At 41.8% G+C, this 21,967-nt stretch carries 24 protein-coding genes, 1 riboswitch and 1 other annotated feature; of the genes, 18 read left to right on the forward strand and 6 right to left on the reverse strand.

The window, feature by feature from the left end; translation table 11 throughout:
* The 12 genes from ruvX (at nucleotide 1) to SG0102_RS04870 (ending at nucleotide 10,175) form a co-directional block, all read left to right on the forward strand.
* On the forward strand, nucleotides 1–426 hold the full coding sequence (ruvX, locus tag SG0102_RS04815; protein WP_125118906.1) for a Holliday junction resolvase RuvX: 426 nt from the start codon (nucleotides 1–3) through the stop codon (nucleotides 424–426).
* A 2-nt stretch (nucleotides 427–428) separates the two neighbouring features.
* Complete coding sequence (locus tag SG0102_RS04820; protein ID WP_125118907.1) at nucleotides 429–704, forward strand: DUF1292 domain-containing protein; 276 nt, start codon at nucleotides 429–431, stop codon at nucleotides 702–704.
* Nucleotides 705–713: 9 nt separating this feature from the next.
* Complete coding sequence (locus SG0102_RS04825; protein WP_125118908.1) at nucleotides 714–1,805, forward strand: lactonase family protein; 1,092 nt, start codon at nucleotides 714–716, stop codon at nucleotides 1,803–1,805.
* Nucleotides 1,806–1,915: 110 nt separating this feature from the next.
* A complete protein-coding gene (gene mltG / locus SG0102_RS04830; protein ID WP_125118909.1) occupies nucleotides 1,916–2,965 on the forward strand; it encodes an endolytic transglycosylase MltG in 1,050 nt (349 codons plus the stop codon).
* On the forward strand, nucleotides 2,965–4,476 hold the full coding sequence (locus SG0102_RS15660) for a U32 family peptidase (protein ID WP_231999858.1): 1,512 nt from the start codon (nucleotides 2,965–2,967) through the stop codon (nucleotides 4,474–4,476). The genes mltG and SG0102_RS15660 overlap by 1 nt, the downstream gene beginning before the upstream one ends.
* Nucleotides 4,463–5,707 carry a peptidase U32 family protein gene (locus SG0102_RS04845; RefSeq protein WP_125118910.1) on the forward strand — a complete coding sequence of 415 codons (1,245 nt, stop codon included), beginning with the start codon at nucleotides 4,463–4,465 and terminating at the stop codon, nucleotides 5,705–5,707. Before SG0102_RS15660 ends, SG0102_RS04845 begins: the two co-directional genes overlap by 14 nt.
* On the forward strand, nucleotides 5,704–6,327 hold the full coding sequence (gene udk, locus SG0102_RS04850; RefSeq protein ID WP_125118911.1) for a uridine kinase: 624 nt from the start codon (nucleotides 5,704–5,706) through the stop codon (nucleotides 6,325–6,327). Before SG0102_RS04845 ends, udk begins: the two co-directional genes overlap by 4 nt.
* Nucleotides 6,328–6,367: 40 nt before the next feature.
* The gene (gene greA, locus SG0102_RS04855) at nucleotides 6,368–6,844 is read left to right on the forward strand and encodes a transcription elongation factor GreA (protein ID WP_125118912.1); all 477 of its coding nucleotides are present in this window, start codon (nucleotides 6,368–6,370) and stop codon (nucleotides 6,842–6,844) included.
* Between the two features lie 45 nt (nucleotides 6,845–6,889).
* Nucleotides 6,890–7,558, forward strand: coding sequence for a response regulator transcription factor (locus SG0102_RS04860; RefSeq protein ID WP_125118913.1), 669 nt, complete (start codon nucleotides 6,890–6,892; stop codon nucleotides 7,556–7,558).
* A complete protein-coding gene (locus tag SG0102_RS04865; protein WP_125118914.1) occupies nucleotides 7,551–9,236 on the forward strand; it encodes a sensor histidine kinase in 1,686 nt (561 codons plus the stop codon). Before SG0102_RS04860 ends, SG0102_RS04865 begins: the two co-directional genes overlap by 8 nt.
* Nucleotides 9,237–9,249: 13 nt before the next feature.
* The gene (locus SG0102_RS15340) at nucleotides 9,250–9,402 is read left to right on the forward strand and encodes a hypothetical protein (RefSeq protein WP_157982979.1); all 153 of its coding nucleotides are present in this window, start codon (nucleotides 9,250–9,252) and stop codon (nucleotides 9,400–9,402) included.
* Nucleotides 9,399–10,175 (forward strand): hypothetical protein, encoded by a 777-nt coding sequence (locus tag SG0102_RS04870; protein ID WP_125118915.1) that lies wholly within the window; start codon nucleotides 9,399–9,401, stop codon nucleotides 10,173–10,175. The genes SG0102_RS15340 and SG0102_RS04870 overlap by 4 nt, the downstream gene beginning before the upstream one ends.
* A 26-nt stretch (nucleotides 10,176–10,201) precedes the next feature.
* Here the strand turns inward: SG0102_RS04870 and SG0102_RS04875 are convergent, their stop codons facing one another.
* The 6 genes from SG0102_RS04875 to SG0102_RS04900 all read right to left on the reverse strand — a co-directional run bounded on the left by SG0102_RS04875 (nucleotide 10,202) and on the right by SG0102_RS04900 (nucleotide 18,032).
* Nucleotides 10,202–10,996, reverse strand: coding sequence for an ABC transporter ATP-binding protein (locus SG0102_RS04875; RefSeq protein ID WP_125118916.1), 795 nt, complete (start codon nucleotides 10,994–10,996; stop codon nucleotides 10,202–10,204).
* Nucleotides 10,989–11,909: an ABC transporter permease gene (locus SG0102_RS04880; RefSeq protein WP_125118917.1), complete on the reverse strand. Its 921-nt coding sequence runs from the start codon at nucleotides 11,907–11,909 to the stop codon at nucleotides 10,989–10,991. The genes SG0102_RS04875 and SG0102_RS04880 overlap by 8 nt, the downstream gene beginning before the upstream one ends.
* A 31-nt stretch (nucleotides 11,910–11,940) precedes the next feature.
* Nucleotides 11,941–12,915 (reverse strand): ABC transporter substrate-binding protein, encoded by a 975-nt coding sequence (locus SG0102_RS04885; RefSeq protein WP_125118918.1) that lies wholly within the window; start codon nucleotides 12,913–12,915, stop codon nucleotides 11,941–11,943.
* Between the two features lie 43 nt (nucleotides 12,916–12,958).
* Nucleotides 12,959–13,170 (reverse strand) — a binding site (T-box leader).
* 113 nt (nucleotides 13,171–13,283) lie between these two features.
* Nucleotides 13,284–14,513 carry a hypothetical protein gene (locus SG0102_RS04890; protein ID WP_125118919.1) on the reverse strand — a complete coding sequence of 410 codons (1,230 nt, stop codon included), beginning with the start codon at nucleotides 14,511–14,513 and terminating at the stop codon, nucleotides 13,284–13,286.
* A 110-nt stretch (nucleotides 14,514–14,623) separates the two neighbouring features.
* The gene (gene glmS, locus SG0102_RS04895; protein WP_125118920.1) at nucleotides 14,624–16,432 is read right to left on the reverse strand and encodes a glutamine--fructose-6-phosphate transaminase (isomerizing); all 1,809 of its coding nucleotides are present in this window, start codon (nucleotides 16,430–16,432) and stop codon (nucleotides 14,624–14,626) included.
* Between the two features lie 409 nt (nucleotides 16,433–16,841).
* Nucleotides 16,842–18,032, reverse strand: a complete 1,191-nt coding sequence (locus tag SG0102_RS04900) for an acetate/propionate family kinase (RefSeq protein ID WP_125118921.1) — start codon at nucleotides 18,030–18,032, stop codon at nucleotides 16,842–16,844.
* A 102-nt stretch (nucleotides 18,033–18,134) separates the two neighbouring features.
* Nucleotides 18,135–18,223: riboswitch (TPP riboswitch) on the forward strand.
* Between the two features lie 61 nt (nucleotides 18,224–18,284).
* Here SG0102_RS04900 and thiT point away from each other — a divergent pair.
* From thiT to tsaD, 6 genes are all read left to right on the forward strand, one after another.
* On the forward strand, nucleotides 18,285–18,845 hold the full coding sequence (thiT, locus tag SG0102_RS04905; protein WP_125118922.1) for an energy-coupled thiamine transporter ThiT: 561 nt from the start codon (nucleotides 18,285–18,287) through the stop codon (nucleotides 18,843–18,845).
* A gap of 98 nt (nucleotides 18,846–18,943) precedes the next feature.
* Nucleotides 18,944–19,486 carry a DUF402 domain-containing protein gene (locus SG0102_RS04910; RefSeq protein WP_125118923.1) on the forward strand — a complete coding sequence of 181 codons (543 nt, stop codon included), beginning with the start codon at nucleotides 18,944–18,946 and terminating at the stop codon, nucleotides 19,484–19,486.
* On the forward strand, nucleotides 19,480–19,923 hold the full coding sequence (gene tsaE, locus SG0102_RS04915) for a tRNA (adenosine(37)-N6)-threonylcarbamoyltransferase complex ATPase subunit type 1 TsaE (protein ID WP_125118924.1): 444 nt from the start codon (nucleotides 19,480–19,482) through the stop codon (nucleotides 19,921–19,923). The genes SG0102_RS04910 and tsaE overlap by 7 nt, the downstream gene beginning before the upstream one ends.
* Nucleotides 19,920–20,525 (forward strand): tRNA (adenosine(37)-N6)-threonylcarbamoyltransferase complex dimerization subunit type 1 TsaB, encoded by a 606-nt coding sequence (gene tsaB, locus SG0102_RS04920; protein ID WP_125118925.1) that lies wholly within the window; start codon nucleotides 19,920–19,922, stop codon nucleotides 20,523–20,525. The genes tsaE and tsaB overlap by 4 nt, the downstream gene beginning before the upstream one ends.
* Entirely contained in the window at nucleotides 20,516–20,983 is a 468-nt protein-coding gene (gene rimI, locus SG0102_RS04925) for a ribosomal protein S18-alanine N-acetyltransferase (protein WP_125118926.1), read from the forward strand. Before tsaB ends, rimI begins: the two co-directional genes overlap by 10 nt.
* Nucleotides 20,961–21,965 carry a tRNA (adenosine(37)-N6)-threonylcarbamoyltransferase complex transferase subunit TsaD gene (gene tsaD / locus SG0102_RS04930; RefSeq protein ID WP_125118927.1) on the forward strand — a complete coding sequence of 335 codons (1,005 nt, stop codon included), beginning with the start codon at nucleotides 20,961–20,963 and terminating at the stop codon, nucleotides 21,963–21,965. Before rimI ends, tsaD begins: the two co-directional genes overlap by 23 nt.
* Nucleotides 21,966–21,967: the final 2 nt, after the last annotated feature.

The raw sequence follows: 21,967 nt of genomic DNA on the forward strand, positions 1-21,967 counted from the left end.
ATGGAACGGATTTTAGGCTTAGACTTAGGCTCACGTACCTGCGGCATCGCCATCAGCGATGAATTAGGACTCTTAGCCCATGGCGTAGAGACTTATCACTTTAGTGAAAATGCCTATAAGAAATGCAGCTATCGCATTAAAGCATTAGTCGATGAATACAATATTCATACCATTGTCTTAGGCTTACCAAAACATATGAATGGGGATTTAGGCGAACGTGCACAAATCTCCATTGATTTTAAAAAGCGTTTAGAAGAGATGATGGATGTTGAGGTGATTCTCGAAGATGAACGATTAACCACTGTCATTGCGACGAATAATCTGATCTTTGGGGATGTCTCACGAAAAAAACGTAAGAAAGTTGTCGATAAGATGGCGGCGGTAGAAATCCTCCAGGGCTATTTAGATCGTATAAGGAGTAAATAACAATGGATACAGATACAATTACTGTTTATGATAATGATGGCAATGCCAAGAATTATGATATTCTCTTTACTTATGATGATGAAGATACGTCGTCATCTTATGTTTTCTATTATGATCCTGAAGATGAAGAACAGGTTTTCGTGTCAAAGTATGATGATGAAGGTCATTTATTTCCCATCGAAGATGGGGCTGAATGGGATAAAGCAGAAGAGATTCTCGCTTCTTATTCTATGAAGAGTGATACCGAGACAGAAGTCTGCGACGGCTGTGAAGGATAGGGGATCACTATGGGTTTATTTTCTCGGACAAAAACCGTTGATCTTTTCTTTGTCGGCTGTGATGGCACGGATTTAGATCGTGGCATCTATGGCTTTTATTTAGATGTCACAAATGGCCAGATCGTTAAGAAGAAGTTCGTGAAATCCTTAGCCAATCCGATTGCCATGCGCCCTTTTGGTCGTTTTATGAATATTACTTATCGTAATGGTTCGGGCAAAGATGTCGATGGCGGGATCTGGCAGTATGCGATGATGGACTTACAGCTTGGCTTAGCCCAGCGTTCGCCTTATCAGGGTAAGACGTATGTTGATACGATCATCTCACCAGATGGCAAGATGTGTTATGGTATTGATTACTATAATGGTGAAATTGTGTCTTCACCGATTGTGAAATCAAAAATGACAAAGATTCATTTAGAAGGGCAGTTATCCTCTTCCAGTGTTGATCCAATCAAACAAAGTGAATCACATCCTTCTTCATTATGCTTTACCCCGGATGGTAAACTTGTTGTCACGGATTTAGGCGGAGATGAAGTGTTAATCTATGACTTTGATGAAGAAGGTCATTTGATTTTCAATGAAGAAGCGTCTTTTAAAGTAGAAGCGGGCAGCGGTCCACGCAAGCTGATCTTTAATCATCAAGGTGATTATGCTTATCTCATCAATGAGATTTCCAGCATGATTCATGTTTATCATTATGAAGATGGGCATTTTACGTTAGTTCAGTCTTTATCTTCTTATCTCAAGGAAGAATATGATGGACAAAATATGCCAACGGACCTGGTTTTATCAGAAGATGATGATTACTTATTTGTGACGAATAAAGGTGATGATACCTTAGTTGCCTTCGCCATTGATGAAGAGCATCAGATCAAACGCGTCGACTGTCTGGAAGTAGACGAAGGACCATCGTGTCTGCAGCTATTCGAAAATAAATATCTGGTTGTCTGCTCGAAAGCAGCGGGCACCGTTGAAAGTTTTGAGATCCGCGCTCATGAACGCAATGGGGTGCTCTTTGAAACGCAGTCACGCGTTTCCATTCATTCACCAACCTGTATAGCCTTAGGCAAAACGCAGGTGCGGGTGACAAACTGGTCATAATCGGGGGAAATCCCCGATTTTTATATTATGAAGGAAATTTTTAAATTTTAGGTCAATTGCTTTTATCATACAAGGAATTCCTATATAATGGGAAACCGAGGAGAAGAACAATGAAAAAGAAATTAATAATTATTATTCTCGCCATCATTATTGCCGTTGGCGGCAGCGCCTTTTATTATAATCATGCCATTAATAGTGCCGCCGGAACAGATGAAACGGTTGTAGTGACCGTTGATGCGGGAGATACCTGTCATAAAATGATTACTAAACTTTCTCAAAGCGGTCTGATTGAATCCACCCTCGCAGCGAAAGTTTATGTCAAATTCCATCCGACAACGTTAAAAGCGAATACGTATAAACTAAATAAAAACATGAACTTTAAGCAGATGTTAGCGATCATGCATACGGCTAATACGAAGTATGTCGTTAACAATAAGCTGACGGTGAAAGAAGGGACAACTTTATCCCAGATTGCCATTGATGTGGCTGCCTGTCTGACAAAGATTCAAAGGAAAACTGTTACCCCAGAAGAAGTTTTAAAACAGTGGTCAGATACAAATTATCTCAATACTCTGATGAGTAAATACTGGTTTATCAAAGCTGATACGCAAAAGGCGGGCATCAAGTATCCATTAGAAGGCTACTTCTATCCAGAAACGTATTACATCAATGAAAAGAATGCTACCTTAGACACCATTACCACCAAACTGTTAGATGCGATGAATACGAAGTTAACGCCTTATCAAAGCAGTATGACGGCCCTGAACTATACGCCGCATCAGTTCTTAACGTTAAGTTCGATCGTCGAAAGAGAATCACTCTTTGATGCCGATCGTCCTAAGATTGCCGGGGTGTTTATGAACCGTCTTAAGAAAAATATGTATTTGCAGTCTGATGTTACTGTGAATTATGCCTTAGGACGCACTGGGGTGAAAGTTTCTCACAAAATGTTAAAGACAAAATCCCCATACAATACTTATTTGCATAAAGGCTTACCAATTGGGCCAGTGGCGACAGTTTCTCAGAAGACGCTAGAAGCAGTAGCGCATTACACCCCATCAGATTATTACTATTTCTTTGCGAAGAAAGATGGCACGGTCATCTATTCAAAAACCTACAAAGAACACCAGAAAGCAGTAAAGGAGAATAAGTGGTATTAATGATTGAATTTAATGCATTAGAAAAAAGTGCCAGAGATCGTCATATTCCCGTCATTTTCAAAGAAGGTATTACCTTCATTATTGCCGAGCTGAAGGCTCGTCACGCCCATTCCTTATTAGAAATCGGTTCTGCTATAGGCTATAGCGCGATGATGATGGCGGCGAACTGCGAGGATCTGCACATTGAGACGATTGAAAGAAATGATGATCTCTATCAGGAAGCGAAACGTCATATTCAGGAAGCTTCCTTAGAAGATCGCATTACCCTTTATCATGACGATGCATTAAGCTTTGATCCACAGTTATTAAAGGGGGCACCATATGATGTCCTCTTTATTGACGCGGCCAAAGCCCAGTATCGAAAATTTTTTGAAAAATATATTGATCTTGTGAAAGATGATGGTGTCGTTATTGTCGATAACCTTGATTTCCATGGCATGTTAGAACATCCGGAAACGATCGGCAATCGCAATACCAAAGCGTTAGTACGCAAGATTGAACGATTCCGTAAGTGGATTGTTGAAAATGATGATTATCATGTTGATTATATCCCGGTTGGTGATGGTCTATGTACGATTACCAAAGCCAAACATAAGCTCAAATTGGCTTTGCATCTCAATGATGCTTCTTATCTCCATGATTATTTAGAAATGGGGGTTGATCGCATAATCGTCGCCGGGCCGATGAGTGCCTACAGCAGCCATAAGTTTAGCTTAGAAGAGATTGAAGCGATCAGCGCGCGTGTGCCGGAAACGTATGTGATGGTGAATGGCTTGTATGATGAGCATGAACTGCCGGCTTTAAGACGGCTGATTGATGCTTATGCGAAAATGAATATTAAAGGTCTTTTATTCCAGGATTTCGGCGTTTTACACTATGTTAAAAATCGTTATGATTTCCGCATGATGTATGCGCCTAATACCCTTAATACGAATTATATGACGCTTAATGTCTTAGAAGACTTAGGGGTTGATAGCGCCTGGGTGGCGAAGGAAATCCCTTTAGAAGAGCAGATTGCCATTAAAAAGCACACCCATCTGCCTATTATGATCCAGGGCCATGGGGTCCAGTATATGATGAGTTCGAAACGTCATTTACTAAAGAGCTATGCGAAAGCGGCGCATAAAGAGTTCAATCAGGACAATGTCATCCTCCATGCCCGGGAATCGGATTATGCAACGCATATTTATGAAGATGAACGCGGTACGACGATCTTTAGTGTGAATAAACTGTATACCTTAGATTTATTAAATGAGATGTCAGTTTTTGATTATCTCTATATCGAAACGAACTATATGAGTGCCATTGAAGCTATTGAGGTCACGCATATGTATAGTGAATGTCTGAAAGCTCTCAACGAAGTAGGGGTGCAGGAATATGTCCATAAGATGAAAGACTATCTGCCGATGTTAAGAGAGATTAGCAAGCCTTTAGATCGCGGCTTCCTGAATGATGAAACACTCTATCGTTTAGAAGATGTGAAGAGGAGGGATAACCATGGCGCTATGTAGAAATGTCAACGGCAAACGAACCTTTATCAAAAAGCCGGAACTGTTGGCGCCGGCAGGCAACTTAGAAAAGCTGAAAACCGCTATTATTTATGGCGCGGATGCCGTCTTTATCGGCGGGAAAGAATTCTCTTTACGCTCGGCGGCTTCAAACTTCAGTTTAGAAGATATCAAAGAAGCAGTCGCTTTCGCCAATCAGTATGGTGCCGATATTCATGTCACCTGCAATATCATTCTCCATAATGATAACTTAACAGGCTTAAAAGAATATTTATGCGCTTTAGATGAGATTGGCGTTAAGGCGATTATCGTCGCCGATCCTTATATTATGACCTTAGCGAAATCTTTAAACTTAAAGCTAGAAGTGCATGTGTCAACCCAGATGTCCACACTTAATAGTGAAGCGATTCGCTTTTATCAGGAAATGGGGATGGATCGCGTCGTCTTTGGCCGGGAAGTGGCATATCGCGATCTCAAACTCATGCGTGAACGCAACCGTAATATTGACATGGAATATTTCATCCATGGGGCGATGTGTATTGCCTACAGCGGCCGCTGCATGCTTTCTAACTATTTCTCACGTCGTGATGCCAACCGCGGCGGCTGTTCCCAGTCCTGCCGCTGGTATTATGATATTGAGGCGGATGGGCAAAAGCTCAATGGTGAAGACGAGATACCTTTCTCGATGTCCTCAAAAGATATGTGCCTGGTCCATGAGATTCCTAAGCTCATTGAAATTGGCATTGATTCTTTGAAGATTGAAGGACGCATGAAATCTCTTCACTATATTGCGACGGTTGTATCAACGTATCGCAAGCTGATTGATACATACTGCGCTGATCCGGATCATTTTGAAGATAACTGGTATGAAGCGGAATTACAGAAATCTGCGAACCGCGCGTTTTGCGAAGGCTTCTTCGATCAAACGCCGGATGAGACATTCCAGCTCTTTAATTTACGGGATGAACATCCAACCCAGGAATTTGTCTTAAGAGTCCTCGATTATGATCACGAGAAAAAACTTGCGAAAGTGGAACAGCGTAATTATTTTAAGGTCGGCGATCAGGTGGAAATCTTCTCACCAGTTCGTGATAACCTTTATTTTAAAGTAGAGAAGATTTATAATGAAGACATGGAAGAAGTCACCGTTGCGAATCATCCAATGGAGATTTTATATCTTCCATTAGCACAGGAAGTATCGGAAAATGATATGGGAAGGAAGGTTAAATCATGAACGATCGGGCTATCATCATCGGTATAGCAGGAGGCAGCGCCTCGGGAAAAACGTCCATTGCGGCGAAGGTGTACGAGGCTTTTAAAGGCAAACACCGCGTAAGTATTGTCAAACAGGACGACTATTATAAGGATCAGAGCGATAAGCCAATGGAAGAACGTATTAAAACGAACTACGACCATCCATTAGCTTTTGATACCCCTTTATTAGTTGAAGATCTGAAAAAACTGAAACGGAAAGAAACGATTGAAAAGCCAACATATGACTATTCCCGTCATACTCGCAGTGACATTACGGAAGTGATCAAAGATCGCGATGTTATTATTCTTGAAGGAATCTTTGTCTTAGCGGAGGAAGAGGTTCGTAAGCAGTGTGACATCTTAGTGTATGTCGATACGGAGGCAGATATTCGTTTTATCCGTCGTCTTAAACGTGATATCGAAGAGCGCGGCCGTTCGTTAGAATCAGTTTGTGAGCAGTATTTGACAACCGTCAAACCAATGCACGATCAGTTCATTGAACCATCAAAGAAATACGCCCACATTATCATTCCTAATGGCGGAGAAAACGTCGTAGCGATTGATCTGCTGATCACAAAAATTCGGAGTATCATTGAATAAAACGATGATGTATGATATATTTTGAGACGAGGTGAAATAAATGGACAACAAAATTCTTTTAACCAAAGAAGGTATTGAAAAATTAAAAGCAGAACGTGATCACTTAGTCAACGTTGATCGTGTTGAAAATAGAGATGCCTTAGTATTAGCACGTAGCCAGGGTGACTTATCAGAAAACGCCGACTACGATGCAGCCCGTGATGAACAGGCGAGAATTGAAGCGCGTATTAAAGAAATTGACCAGATGTTAATGCACGCAGAAGTGATTGACGAAAGTGAATCACAGAGCGATGTCGTTAAACTTGGTAATATCGTTACGATTCTTGACTTATCAGAAGAAAACCCAGAAGAAGAATCTTACCGCATTGTCGGTTCAACAGAAACTGATCCATTACATGGCAAGATTTCTAATGAATCACCATTAGCGAAAGCAATGCTTGACCATAAGGTCGGAGAAGTCGTGACAGTAGGGGTCGCTTCTCCATATGACGTCAAAATCGTCAAGATTTCTATCTAACAAAGATTCCTTTTTAGGAATCTTTTTTTGTCAAGGAGGAGACTTATGAAAGTACTAGTTGTCGACGATGAAAAAAGTATTCGTGATAATATTAAGGACTATCTTGTTTTTAAAGGCATCGAAACGGTTGTGGCGGGAAGCGGGGAAGCGGCTATTGCCAGCTTAGATCCGACTTTTGATTTAGTCATTCTTGATGTGATGATGGATGGCATGAGCGGTCTGGAAACGTGCCAGGAGATTCGCCGGGCCTACAATCTGCCGGTTCTCTTTTTAAGTGCTTTAGGCTATGAAGATGCGATTGTCAAAGGCTATCTCTGCGGCGGTGATGATTATATGGTGAAGCCATTTTCAATGGCTGTTCTCTATCATAAAGTCGTCGCGATGATTGAACGTTACCGCGGGGATACATCTTCACATCTTTTGCGCTCGAGCGGGATATCTCTGGATTTACAGCGAATGAGCGTCTCTTATCAGGATGAGGATATTCATTTGTCATTAAAAGATGTCCAGATCTTAGCACTGCTTATGGAAAATGAATCTCGTATTCTCTCACGCGAAGCTATTTTATCGCATGTCTGGGGCTATGACTACGCCGGCGATGATCGAACGATTGATTCCCATATCAAACGTATTCGCAAAGCGCTCAAAGAGGGCGGTCGTCATATTGTCACGGTGACTGGCTGCGGTTATCGCTTTGAGGGGGCCCATGAGTAAACGAAGAATGATCATCCTCGTCATTGTGGCGATGACCTTCATGTATATGATTGTCGGCATTGTCAGTTTTATCAGTATTCGCAGCGGCGTCGTGAAAAACAATTCCGTGCATCGTGATTCGTTTTATCACGATATGAATATTTATGCTAATGTTTATATTTCTCCCAATGATTTGGTAGATTTGCTTGATTCAAGCTCTCATAAAACGCCTAAAGCCATCGCGGCTTACGATCGAAAAGGGAAACTGCTGGCGATCTCTTCCTTTAGTATTGAAGTGAGTCTGAAAAGAAATCAGACGCTGTCCCTGCCGATTGATGATGCGGTGGTGGCGCGTCATTTAAAAGAATTTGGCGCTTTAAAAGTGAGTCATCAATACCTGAATGTCAATGAAGTCTCATTTTATACCAAAGGGACGAAGCGGATTGTCACGCGCTTTAGTGTTGGTATTGATAATGGGAAAAAGAACTTCCCAAAAACAAAAACGATTATTTTATCGAAGCATCCTAGTGATCATACGTATGTGATGGATCATCCCTCTTTAGGGCAAACCCAGGTTTATGATATGTCCTATCGTAATAATATCAATATGATGAATAAAACATCATTTAAAGAGTATCTCTCTTTAAAAAAGATGTTATCTTCCAAAGCTATGCAGAAAGAAGCCCAAAAGCTTTATCGCCATGGCCTCAATGGGAAAAGATACTTATCAGCGTCGCGCAGTCTTTGTTATGTCATAGATTATGAATATCAAGGCAAACCGTATCTCTGCCTTGCGATGCTTTCCCAGGATGCGACGAGTAAAACGCTTGATTCCCGTTTGTTTCGCATTGTCAGTATGCTCGAAGCCTTTCTCTTTTTTAGTATTGGCGGTCTGATTATTATTATCATTAACTATTACTATGAAAAAGGCGAGGAAGTTTCCGAAGCGGAATTGCTCTTTATGAATGCCAGCGCTCATGAATTAAGGACCCCGATCACGATTATTTCTTCGACTGTGGAACTGATTGAAGAAGGCGTTAATCCGCAAAAGAATGCACAGTACTTTGCGGCGATCAAAGAAGGCGTGGACCATATGTCTCAATTAGTATCGCGGCTGCTTTATTATAATGGCCTCTATCGGCGAGAAAAGGTGGCGAGTAAGCCTTTCGACCTGGTGCCGGTCATTGAAGCGGCGCTCAAACAAAAGCAGGCAACGATAGCGCGGCGGCATCTTCATTTAACGAAGCTTTATGATCGTCAGGTGATGATTAATGGCTCACAGGAGATTATGACCACCTTAGTAGCCAATTTCATCGCTAATATGATTGATTACTGCGCGAAAGACGGTGACATCTGTATTACGATTACCCATCGTTATCACAGTCGATGCATCGTTTCTTTCTTCAACAGCCATGCGCCCATTGATGAGAAAACCCTAAAAAGCTACTGGACCGCTTTTAAAAGAGAACGCAGTGATGCTTCAGGAAGCGGTCTCGGCTTAGCTATTAATAAACGTATTTTAGATATTTATCATTATCCTTATGATGTCAAGAATGTCCCTGGCGGGATCGTTTACAGTTTTGAAACCAAGCCTTATTCGATTCCTTTACGAACTGTCGGCTATATCGGCTTATTTCTAGTCTTAGCCGCGCTCATCAGCATTATGCTGCTGGGGATTATCAAAGTTATGATGCAGTAAAAGAGGTGAACTTATGAAAAAACTATTATTCCCATTCTTGCTTTATCTCGTTGCTATTGTATTATTTACCGCAACGCTGATTACCCGCAGTGCAATCTATGCCATTGTCGGAGCGATTTTCTTTGCGGTGGGGGCGATTGTTATGTTTCTCTCGCTCAAACAATGAAATTCACCACTTATGGTGATCACCAGGAAGTCATCCTGATGATTCCCGGACCGCTTTTAAGCGGGGCCTGCTTAATCCAGATCGCCCAGGATTTAGCGAGCACCTATAAAGTGGTTCTCATAACACCTGATGGCGCTTTGCCACAGACAACGTATCCTGGCGCGCGATCTTTTGCGCAGGATCTGATGTATCAGCTCAAGATTCATCGCCTGACGCATGTGCGGATGCTTTATGGCATGTCTTCGAGCTGTGCGCTCGTAATGGAACTCGCTTCGCGTGATGACTTTCATGCGGATTACTATTTTTATGAATCAGCGCCATTTTACCATGTTGTCCCGTTTTTAAGACAAAGCATTGTGGCTAGGCTTACCCAGGTTATTGAAAAGGTGCGCCACTTGGAGCGTCAGGCTTTTAGAGAAGCCCTCTGCCAAGATGAACTGATGCGAAAATTATTAGGCCGGGATGCCCCTTTTTATACCGCCATGTTTGATGATATGTATGATGTGGCGCAGTTTGCCAATTGCGCAACTTTAGAACATGTCATCCGCGATATTGTCGATTATCGCATTATTGAAATGGATCCCTCGCAGATGCGCCAAAGCATCTTCTTTTATGGCATGGAAGGGGCCTGTTATAAAGTTAAAGATGTCCTTTTCGACAAATATCCTTATGCCAATTTTATAGAAATTCCTGATCGTTATTACTGCGGGGAGCTGGTGTTAGAGCCAAAAGCGTACGTCACGACCATCAAACATATTTTACAAAACCACTAAAAAAAGGAGCTTGCGCTCCTTTTTCATTAGGAAAGTAAAACACGGTCATTAACGAATTCACTGCCGGTTGCTTCTTCGAATTTCTTTAATAAGTCGGCCACTTTTAAAGCCTTTTTTTCCTCGCCGCGCACATCGTAAATGATCTGCCCATCAAACATCATAATGAGACGATTGCCGACATCGATCGCCTGTTGCATATCGTGGGTAACCATCATCGTCGTGAGATGCTGCTGAGCGACGATTTCCTTCGTTAAAGAGATCACCTTAGCACTCGTTGCGGGGTCTAAGGCAGCGGTATGTTCGTCTAATAATAACAGCTTTGGCTTTGTAACGGTGGCCATTAGCAATGTTAAAGCCTGACGCTGACCGCCGGATAATAAACCAACTTTGGAGGTCATCCGATCTTCTAAGCCTAAACCTAAGCCTTTTAATAATTCCTTGTATTCTTTTCGTTCTTCTTTGGTGATGCCCCAGCGCAGCGTTCGATGCTGACCGCGTCTTTTGGCCATCGCTAGGTTGTCTTCGATCGCCATATTAGAAGCTGTTCCTAACATCGGATCCTGGAAGACACGTCCGATATAAGCAGCGCGTTTATATTCGTTATCTAAGGAAATATCTTTGTCATCGACAATGATATGGCCACAATCTAGTGGGTACACCCCGGCGATCATGTTCATCAGGGTAGATTTCCCAGCCCCGTTCCCGCCGATGATCGTGACGAAATCACCATCTTCGAGGGTTAAGTTGATATTTTGTAATGCTTTCTTTTCATTGACAGTGCCAATGTTAAAAGTTTTGGATACATTTTTAATCTTAAGCACGGCGATCCACCTCACTTGTCAGTTTCTTATAGAGTGCTTTCTGACGGCGACTTGCTAAAACGTGGGGAACCGCTAAGGCGATGCCGACCACAATTGCGGTTAAGAGCTTTAAGTCATCGGTTGATAAGCCCATCTGTAAGACTAAGGCGATGACGATACGATAAATAATCGAACCAACGACAATTGAAAGCAGATGGACGAAGAAATTGCCTTTACCGGCAAATAACACTTCGCCGATGACGATCGAAGCTAAACCGATGACGATCGCGCCGATCCCCATTTTGACATCCGCAAAGCCTTGCTGCTGAGCGACTAAACCGCCAGATAAAGCGATTAGACCATTTGAGAGGGTGGTGCCGACAATTTTCGTGAAGTCAGTATTGACACCGACGGCGCGCACCATCTGTTCATTGTTTCCAGTTGCGCGGATCGCGGCTCCTAGTTCCGTACCGAAGAACCAGTATAAAGCGATGACGACTAATAAGGTAATAATCACGCCGACAATAATAGAAGCCTGCGTCTGTGTGATATTAAACATATAATACCAGTCAAATAAGCTTTTCGTGGCGAGTAATGGGATGTTTGATTTGCCCATAATACGTAAGTTGATTGAGTATAAACCAATCTGTGATAAGATCCCGGCTAAGATGGCGGGAATATGACACTTCGTGAGCAGGAAGCCAGTGACCCAGCCGGCCAGACAGCCAGCTAAGGCTGCGGCCAAGATGGCGATGAGCGGATTACCGCCTTTGACTAGAATGACGGCCGCTACTGCGCCCCCCGTCGCAAAGGAACCATCAACTGTCAAGTCGGCGACATCGAGCAGTCGGAAGGTAATATAAACGCCTAAAGCCATAATGGACCATAAGATCCCCTGATTCAAGGCGCCTTGAATTGCTAAAAGAAAAGCCATAGAAAAGTCCCCTTAATATTTATTTTTTATTTTATTTCTTAGTTGTGACGTACTGTGCTTTTTTGTCTAAAGCAGCTGGTACTTTCACTCCCAATTTTTTCGCATTGGTTTTGTTGATTGTTAACAGACAGTCTTTTGCTGATTCATATTCAACTGGCATGGTCTGCGCCTTTGCCCCTTTAGCTAAAATCTTATAAGCCATCTGACCAGCGATTTTACCTAACGCGGTATATTCGATTCCATAAGTAGCGAGACCGCCATTTTTTACCATGCTGGCTTCCCCGCAGATGAGTGGAATCTTCGCTTCGTTTAAGGTCTGAGTAACAGCAGGAATGTTAGCAGCTAATAAGTTATCAGTAGGGATGTAGCAGGCATCGGTTTTGATGGACTGGGCAACGGACTGAATGTCATTAGAATCAGAAACCGTTTTACGAACGGGTGTTAAACCATTTGCTTTGGCCGCTTTAACCGCGATGTTTGCCTGGAATTCTGAGTTTGCTTCGGAACCAGTGTACATGACGGCGACCGTTTTTGCCTTTGGTAAGAGCTGTTTTAATAATTTCATCTGTTCAGCTACAGGCGTTAAATCACTTGCCCCGGTAACGTTGGTGCCCGGTTTCTTATTTGATTTGACTAATTTGGCACTTGCTGGATCGGTGACGGCAGAGACAACGACTGGAATGTCTTTCGTCTTTTTCGCAATCGCCTGAGCGGCTGGTGTGGCAATCGCATAAATTAAGTCAGGCTGCGCATTGACTAACTGATCAGCGATGGTTTCGCAGTTAGAAGCATCGCCAGAAGCATTTTTGTAAGTGATGTTTTTGGCGCTGTAGCCCTGTTTGACTAATTCATCTTTGAAGCCTTTGTAGGCTGCATCCAGGGCATCGTGCTGCATGTACTGAATAACGCCGATTTTCACATCTTTCTTGCTTTTGCTTGCTGTTTTTGAAGAACAGCCGGATAAAGCGATTCCTGTCACTAACATGGCACTTAAAAATTTTTTCATATGTTTCCCTCCTCGTTTTTATAAAAACAAAAAGATTCACCCGTAAGAGGGCGAATCTGACCGCGGTACCACCTCTTTTTATTCATTGCTGAATAATCTTAGATCGTTAAAAACGAAACGCGTAACGGGCGTACCGGAAAAGCTTTGCACTTTTCAGCTCCATGGTGAATTCGGAAGTTTCTGTGTATCATTTGCACCGACCATGATATCTCTGATTCCGGAAAGCTTCTTACTATGTCATTTCTTTGCTTTTATAAATATAAGTCAATAATAGTGGAAACGGGATTCTTTGTCAATAAATTTAGAAAATTGCTACAAAATAGTGTGAACATTTTAAGTACTCAAAAAGCTCATGAAAATTCATGAGCTTAGTAGTCGATATCTTCATAAAGGACGCGTAACATCACGGCTCTGCTAGAAGGCTGTTTACGTTTCGCATCATAAGAATTAATGACTGAATATTCAACAACATCATATTTACGAACTTCTTCATCATCGATGAAGTCAGACTGGCGGAAGAATAAGTTATCTTCGCCTTCCTGAAGGATGCTGCCGAATTCTTTATCGTAGTTATAGTAGATGACTTTACCTTCCTGACGAGGAATGTAGTTCTCTAAGCGATACATAATTTCGCTATATAACTTATCGAATAATGCGCTAGCGTCTACGTCGGCATAAGCGCTGATATCTTCAGTCACTTCCGTTTCAGGATCTAAAGTTTTCACTAACGCAGCGGCTAACTGGGAAGCTTTTTCGATCCCTTTATCTTCAGCCATGGCTAAAATGTTTTTATAGATGCCTAAGTTACGGCGATCAAAACCATCTCTGAAGAAATCATAAATTAAATTTGTATAAGCTTCGTCTTTACGATCAGTATGCAAATATAATTTGAATAACACATCAGCGGAATGGGCAGCACGGAAGTTCTTTAATGATAAGAAAACCTGTTCTGCTTCTTCATAGCGGCCGACTTCCACTAAGGAAGAGCCACGATAATATTTGATCCAGTTTAAAGTGTTATGATGCCATTTTAATGGCAGGGTTAAGGCAATATTCGCTTCTTCGATACATTCGCGATAGCGTTTTGTTTCAAAGAGGGCACGAATCTTTAAGCGATACCATTTTTCCTTAAAGCTTTCAAATTCCACACCATCCGCATTCACAAATGGTTTGTCATTTAAAGTAGGGGCATCTAATTTATTTAACATATCGTTGACTTTGTTGTAATCAACAGGATCCTGATGTGTTAAATATTTCACTGCACGGTTAACGGCAGGTTCTAAAGGAGAATAGCGCTCCTGTTTGCATACCTCTGCAATTTCATCCAAAATATCAAAAAATAATTTTTCATTGTCTTGAATTGCCTCGTCATCAATGTTGATAAAACGATTATAAAGGGCAAAGCCATAATGATTTATATATCTTTTGAGTTCCGGTGCGACCTGACGGAAAGTTCTTCCGACTTCAATCGCTTCATCATTTTTGTTCTGGTTCTTTAACTCTTTTACGAAATCCATTGCCTGAAAATCATTGAATGATGTAGGATCTTCTTTAAAACGGTTCTCGTAGGCGGTTAAATCTTTTACTTTGTCGTCCACATTATCACCTCTATCTTTTATTATACCAATATTACAATTGTTTGTGAAGGATAATGATAAGTATTGAAATGATACAAATAAAAAGAACCAGGTGATCCTGGTTCAAAATACTATTCGACTGTTACAGATTTTGCTAAGTTACGAGGCTTATCGACATCGCAGCCTTTGATCACAGCCGTATGGTAAGCGATCAACTGTAAAGGAATGGCCACTAAAACTGACTGTAATAAGGGATTGACATCTGGCAGGCGATAGATGTTCTCAACGTTGCTGACTTCTTCATTATCGGTCGTGAATAAAACAACATTTGCGCCGCGGGCGATGGTTTCCTGAATATTAGAAATGGTTTTTGCCGCAACATGAGGCTGGGTAGCGACGGCAATAACGACTGTGCCGGGTTCAATTAAGGCAATTGGACCATGTTTTAATTCCCCAGCGATATAAGCATCGGCATGGACGTAAGAGACTTCTTTTAACTTTAAAGCACCTTCTAAGACAGAGGCATAATCTAATGAACGGCCAATGAAGTAGCAGTCATGCTTATCTTTTAATAAAGCGGCATATTTTTCAAAAGTTGGTTCGTCTTTGATTAACGCTTCAACGTAATCAGGCAGCTTAGCTAACTGATCTAAGATTTCCGTATCGATATTGTCATGTAAGTGCTGGGCTACATACACGGCAAATAATGTTAATAAGACTAACTGAGTAGTATAAGCTTTGGTTGAGGCTACGGCAATTTCTGGGCCGGCGGCTGTATATAAGGTATACATTGCATCACGAGAAATGGTTGAGCCTAAAACATTAGCGATGGCAATCGTTGTACAGCCTTTGCTGTTGGCAAGTCTTAAAGCTGCTAATGTATCAGCGGTTTCCCCAGACTGCGAAACGAAGATACATAATGTCTGATCATCGATGATTGGATCGTTGTATCTAAATTCTGAAGCGACCTGTGTCATAACTGGCAGTTTCGTGGCTCTCTCTAAGATCTGAGCACCACATAAGCAGGCATGATAAGCCGTTCCGCAAGCGACGAAGTAAACTTTATTGAATTTTGCAAAATCAATATCATCTAATTCTTTCATCACAACTTTATGATCGAAGATACGGCCGCGTAAGGTTTCATTAATGACATGAGGCTGTTCGTTGATTTCCTTTAACATATAGGTATCATAGCCATCTTTCTGCGCAGCTTCTAAGTCATAAGGAATACGGGTTAATTCTTTATGTAATTCTTCATTACGACGGTTATAGAAGTGAATGCTGTCTTTTGTTAAAACGGCCATTTCATTATCATTTAAGTAGTAAACATCTTTCGTATAAGCAAGCAGGGCAGGGGTATCGCTGGCTGCCACATAACCTTCATCGGTTTTTCCGATGACTAATGGTGAATCTTTTCTGGCCACGATAATCTTATCTGGCTCTTTGGTAGCGATAATCGATAACGCATAAGAGCCATCGATGCAGTTTAAAACTTTATGAACAGCATCTAATAAATCGCCGCCCTGTTTATAGAAATAATCTAAGCACTGAACAACGACTTCACTATCAGTATCAGAAGCGAATGTATAACCTTTTTCTAAGAGAATTTCTTTTAATTCACGATAGTTTTCAATAATCCCATTATGGACGATCGCTAATGTATTATCACTGTTGGTATGAGGGTGAGAGTTTAAGTTTGAAGGCACTCCATGCGTTGCCCAGCGGGTATGGCCGATGCCGACATGACCAGTCATATCATAAGCTTTTAAAGCTTCCTCTAAGTTTGCCAGACGGCCTTTCTGTTTCACGGTGGTGAGTTTACCGTTATTTAAAACAGTCACTCCGGCAGAGTCATAACCGCGGTATTCGAGTTTTGATAAACCCTGCATTAAAAATGGTAAGGCCTGTCCCTTACCGACATAAGCTGTAATTCCACACATAATCATATCCTCCTTGATGCGTGTTATGTGTGTTAATGATGGATACCAGATCGGATCTGTTAGCGGATCACTCCGCTTTTTTGCCGATCGTTCAGGTAGTATCATACCTCCGGATCATCCGCCGAATCTTTCGATTAATCCGGTCCTCGTCAACTCATAGAGTCCTGGCGCTAGTGTATATACGTCATCGTTAACACGCCTTCATTATATTCATAAAAGAATCTTTTGCAATGCTAAAACATCATTTTTATTATAAGAAATGGGAAATAATAACCTTATTTCGGAAATAAAATTATGAAAATCATAAAGAAATCGCGGATATTAATTAGAATATTCATGAATTCTCGGAAATAATATTCAAAATGATGAAAATATAAAAAGATGCAGAAAATCTGCATCTTCCTCTTTTTTATAAGTTTAATAAACGTTTCGTATCACGAGCGATGACTAATTCTTCATCGGTTGGGATCACGAAAACTTTAATTTTAGATTCTGGTTTGGTAATCAGACGTTCACCTTTGCCATTTTTATTAGCATCTTCATCAATGACGATGCCGGTTGCTTCAGTGATCTTCGCTAAGATATCATGACGGACAAAGTCAGAGTTTTCGCCAATCCCGGCGGTGAAGGCGATGGCATCGACATGACCTAATTCAAAAGTGTACTGACCGATGTAATCAACAACGCGATTTTCAAAGATTTCAATCGCTAACTGGGCACGTTTATTGCCTTCTTCGGCCGCGGCTTTGACATCACGCATATCGCCAGAGACCCCGGAAACACCTAATAAACCAGATTTTTTATTGAAAGTAGTGATGATCTCGTGGGCACTCATACCTAAGTTTTCTGCCATGAAATCGAAGACAGAGGCATCGATATCCCCGCAGCGAGTCGCCATCATAATGCCGGCTAATGGGGTTAAGCCCATTGATGTATCATAGGATTTCCCATCTTTGACAGCGGTTAAAGAGCCGCCAGCGCCTAAATGGGCTACGATGATATTTGAATGTTCAGGGTTTCCTAATAAATCAATGACGCGCTGTGAAACATAGTAGTGAGATGTCCCATGAGCCCCGTATTTACGAATGGCATGATCAGTATAATATTCATAAGGAATTGGGTAGATATAGTTTTTAGGGGGCATGCTCTGATGGAAGGCGGTATCGAATACGGCGACCGCGCCAGCGCTTGGAATAGCTTTTTCAAAAGCATTGATCCCAATTAAATGAGGACCATTATGTAATGGTGCTAAAGGAATGAGTTCCTTGATTTTGGCTTTGACATCTTCGTCGATGACAACGGATGAATCAAAGTAGCTGCCGCCCTGGACAATCCGGTGGCCGATCCCTTTAATATCGGTCAGATCATGAACGATCTTCTTTTCGATTAAGGTATCTAGTAATAACTGTACCGCCTCATTATGGGTTGGTACAGGTAAAGTTTTGGTTTCTTTTTCTCCATTATATTTGATCGTGAAAATGGCATCATCCATCCCGATACGTTCAACGATCCCGGATGTGATGACATGTTCGTCATCCATTTCAAAAAGCTGGAATTTCAGTGAAGAACTGCCAGCGTTAACTGCGATAATTTTAGACATTTTATCTTCCTCCTCAACGCTACTATTATAAAAGATGAGCGAAGAGAATGTCTAGTAAGAATTGGAAAGGGTTTGCATTTTAAAAGAATAAGATTATAATGAAAAAGAAGCCAGGGGTGCCATGTGGCTGAGATACACCCTTATGATCTGATCTGGTTAATACCAGCGTAGAGAGGCGATCATGTAACCGTTGACTTCACACTACGTGGAGTCTTTTTTGGCTATTGGCTTCCTGAAAAGGAGGAAATTTATATGTTTAAAGTGAAACTCAACACCAAAGCTTTGTCGTACATGGCTTTATTTGTGGCGATGCACATCGTCTTAGAGTACTTATTCAAAATTATTCCTGCACAGCCTGAAGGCGGGAGTATTACCTTATCGCTCTTGCCGATTTTCCTTTGTGCCTATTTAATGGGCCCGGGTTATGGCATCATCGTTGGCTTGGTCTGTGCAGCCGTGCAGTTTGCCTTAGGTTTGGCCGTATTCTATGGCCCTTGGTCAGTCTTGCTGGATTACGTGTTACCATTAGCCGTTTTAGGGTTAGCGCCGTTATTTCATTCTATTGCTTTGAAAAAGGGAACTTTTTATACCGGTATTGTGGTGAGCATGGTGATGAAATATTTCATCCATGTTTTATCGGGAGCGCTGCTTTTTGCATCCTATGCGCCTAAGGGGATGAACCCATGGGTTTACTCATTAGGCTATAATGCCATTTATAATATTGGCACCTTGATTTTATCGTATGTTGTTTTTGCCCTGGTTTATCCGCGGGTCAAAAACAGTATTAAGTTTACGCCGCAGACATTTCCTTAAGCGCCTTGGCAGTTTTCTGCCAGGGTTTTTTAGTTTGTAAGCTTTTCTTGTCATAGGAAAACGTGTATAATGCATATGAAGTGAATTGAGGTAGAAACATGAATAAAACACACCCAGGTCAGCAATTGCTGATCCACTGTTATAAACATGATGGAAAGCCACATCGCTGCTGGTCGCATACGGTGATCTTAGAAGAGACCCCCCAGCATTTTATCTCGATTAATAATCGTACATTAGTCACGGAAAGTGATGGCCGTACCTGGTTTACCCGGGAACCGGCAATCTGTTATTTTCCCAAGGATAAATGGTATAACGTCATTTGTATGATTCGTAAAAATGGCGTATTTTATTATTGTAATATTGCATCGCCAACCCTCTATGATGGGGAAGCGCTCAAGTATATTGACTATGATTTAGATTTAAAAGTCTTTCCTGATTACCACTACAAAGTTCTCGATGAAGCCGAATATGCCTCTCATAAAAGGTTTTATGGCTATGGTGAAAAACTCGATGATATCTTTCATGAACAGTTAAAAATACTCATCGATATGACCAATAATATGGAAGGTCCTTTTCGTCCCGGCTTTGCGGAAAAATGGTATGACTTTTATTTATCAATGAGAGGAGGCAGTAAATGGTAAACTGTAAAAATGAGGCCGAAATGATTGCTTTCGGGGAAAAGATCGGTCAGCACATTTTCCCGCACAGCGTCATCACGATGACCGGGGAACTCGGAGCTGGGAAAACCACTTTAACCAAGGGCATCGGAAAAGGCCTCGGTATTCATAAAATTATTAACTCACCAACATTTACGATCGTCAAAAGCTATGAAGGGCGGATGATGCTCTATCATTTTGATGCCTATCGTTTAGAAGGAGCCGATGATGATCTCGGCTTTGAAGAAATGCTTGATGATGATGGCTTATGTGTTATTGAATGGCCGATGTATATAGAAGATATTTTACCAAAGCAGCGCTTAGAAATTGAAATTCAGAAAAATGAGGATGGGACACGCACTTTGATTTTCCATCCAACCGGCGCGGCTTATGAGAAATTAGTGGAGGAACTGGAAGCATGACGACAATTGTGATGGATACATCCAACCAGTATTTAGCGGTTGGCATTTATCAGGATGGCCAACTCATTGCCAATAAGCAGATGATTGGCTCTAAACGGCAAAGTGAAGAGGCGATTCCAGTACTCAATGCGTTATGTGAAGAGGCGCATATTGAATTACGTGACGTCGATGAAATGATTATCACCAAAGGACCGGGTTCTTATACCGGGGTGCGCGTGGCGATGACGATTGCGAAAACGTTAGCGGTGATTAGCAATGTGAAAATCAAAACGATTTCTTCGTTAGCGGCTTATGGCGCTGATGGAAAAAAGATTGCCATTATTGATGCCCGCTCTAAGAAAGTCTTTGCCTGCGTTTATGAAGATGGTCAGCCATTAACGAAAGAAATGCTGCTGACGCATGAAGAGTTAGCGGCGCTGCAGGAAAAATATCCTGATTATGCCCTCGTAGGGGAATTAAAAGCTCTTGATTTACCAAATGTTGACGTAGATTTAGTGAGCGCAATATATGATTTAGGTCAACAAGTGAAACCGATTGAACAGGTGGATCTTTTAGTGCCAACCTACATTAAAGATGTTGAGGCAAAGAAGAAATGGTATTAAGACCACTGGGGTTAGATGATATTGAAGATGTGATGAAAGTTGAACATGCCTGCTTTCCTACTTCCCATTGGAGTATTCGGGACTTTGTCCATGAAGTGACATCGAATCCTTTTGCTCATTATTATTGCCTTGATGAAGAAGATGGCATTACTGGCGTTTTAGGCATGTGGTTTACCTATGAGAATGCGACCGTTACGACGATTGGCATCCTGCCGGGTCATCGTGACCGGGGAAAGGCGCGCGCTTTATTAACCTATGGTTTAAAAGAGGCGCATGAACATGGCTGTTTAAGCTGTGATCTGGAAGTGCGCATCTCGAATGAAGCGGCGATTCATCTTTATGAATCCTTAGGTTTTAAAAATAAAGCGATCAGAAAGAATTATTATGCAGATAACCATGAGGATGCTTATCTCATGGTTAAAGAAGGAGGCCTTTATGGCAACGATATTAGCGATTGAATCAAGCTGTGATGAAATGAGCGTAGCCATTTTAAGAGATCAGAAAGAACTCTTAGCCAACGTGGTTGCCTCACAAATTGATATTCATAAACAATATGGCGGGGTCGTACCAGAAATTGCCAGTCGTAAACATGTCGAATGTGTCAGTGCAGTCTTAAGAGAAGCACTGCAGACAGCCGGTATTGCGGTTGATGAAATTGATGCGATTGCGGCTACTAAAGGACCGGGCTTAGTCGGCTCTTTGCATGTTGGCATGCAGGAAGCGAAAACCCTCGCCATTGCGTTACATAAACCACTCATTGGCGTGCACCATATTGCTGGTCATATTTATGCCAATGCCATTGAAAATACGATTCACTATCCTTGTTTAGCGTTAGTGGTTTCCGGCGGTCATACGGAGCTTGTTTACATGGCTTCAGAATTCCAGTTTGAAGTGATCGGGCAGACTTTTGATGATGCGATTGGGGAAGCTTACGATAAAGTGGGACGCGTGCTCCACTTGCCTTATCCTGGCGGTCCTGTCATTGATAAAATGGCGCACGCCGGTAAGCATAGCTACAAGCTGCCGGTTCCCTTAGATGATGGCAGTTATAATTTTAGTTTTAGCGGCTTAAAATCAGCGGTCATTAATTTGAATCATAAATATGAACAGCGTGGAGAAACGATCAATATGGATGATTTGGCTTGCTCGTTCCAGGATGTCGCCGTTGAAGCGTTATCTTCTAAAGCGTTAAAAGCTGCGCATGATTTAAAAGTGAAAGAAATTATTGTAGCGGGCGGAGTATCCGCTAATAAAGGCTTACGCGAAAAGATGGCCAATAGTGATATTCCGGTGATCTTCCCGCCAATGAAATACTGCACGGATAATGCGGCGATGATTGCCTCGGCAGCTTCCGTGATGTATAAATACAAAAAATTCTCACCATTAGATATTTCGGTGAAACCAGATTATGATTTAGAAAAAGAAAGTGTAGGTGTATAACG

The sequence above is a fragment of the Intestinibaculum porci genome (assembly GCF_003925875.1).
Lineage (GTDB): Bacteria > Bacillota_I > Bacilli_A > Erysipelotrichales > Coprobacillaceae > Intestinibaculum > Intestinibaculum porci.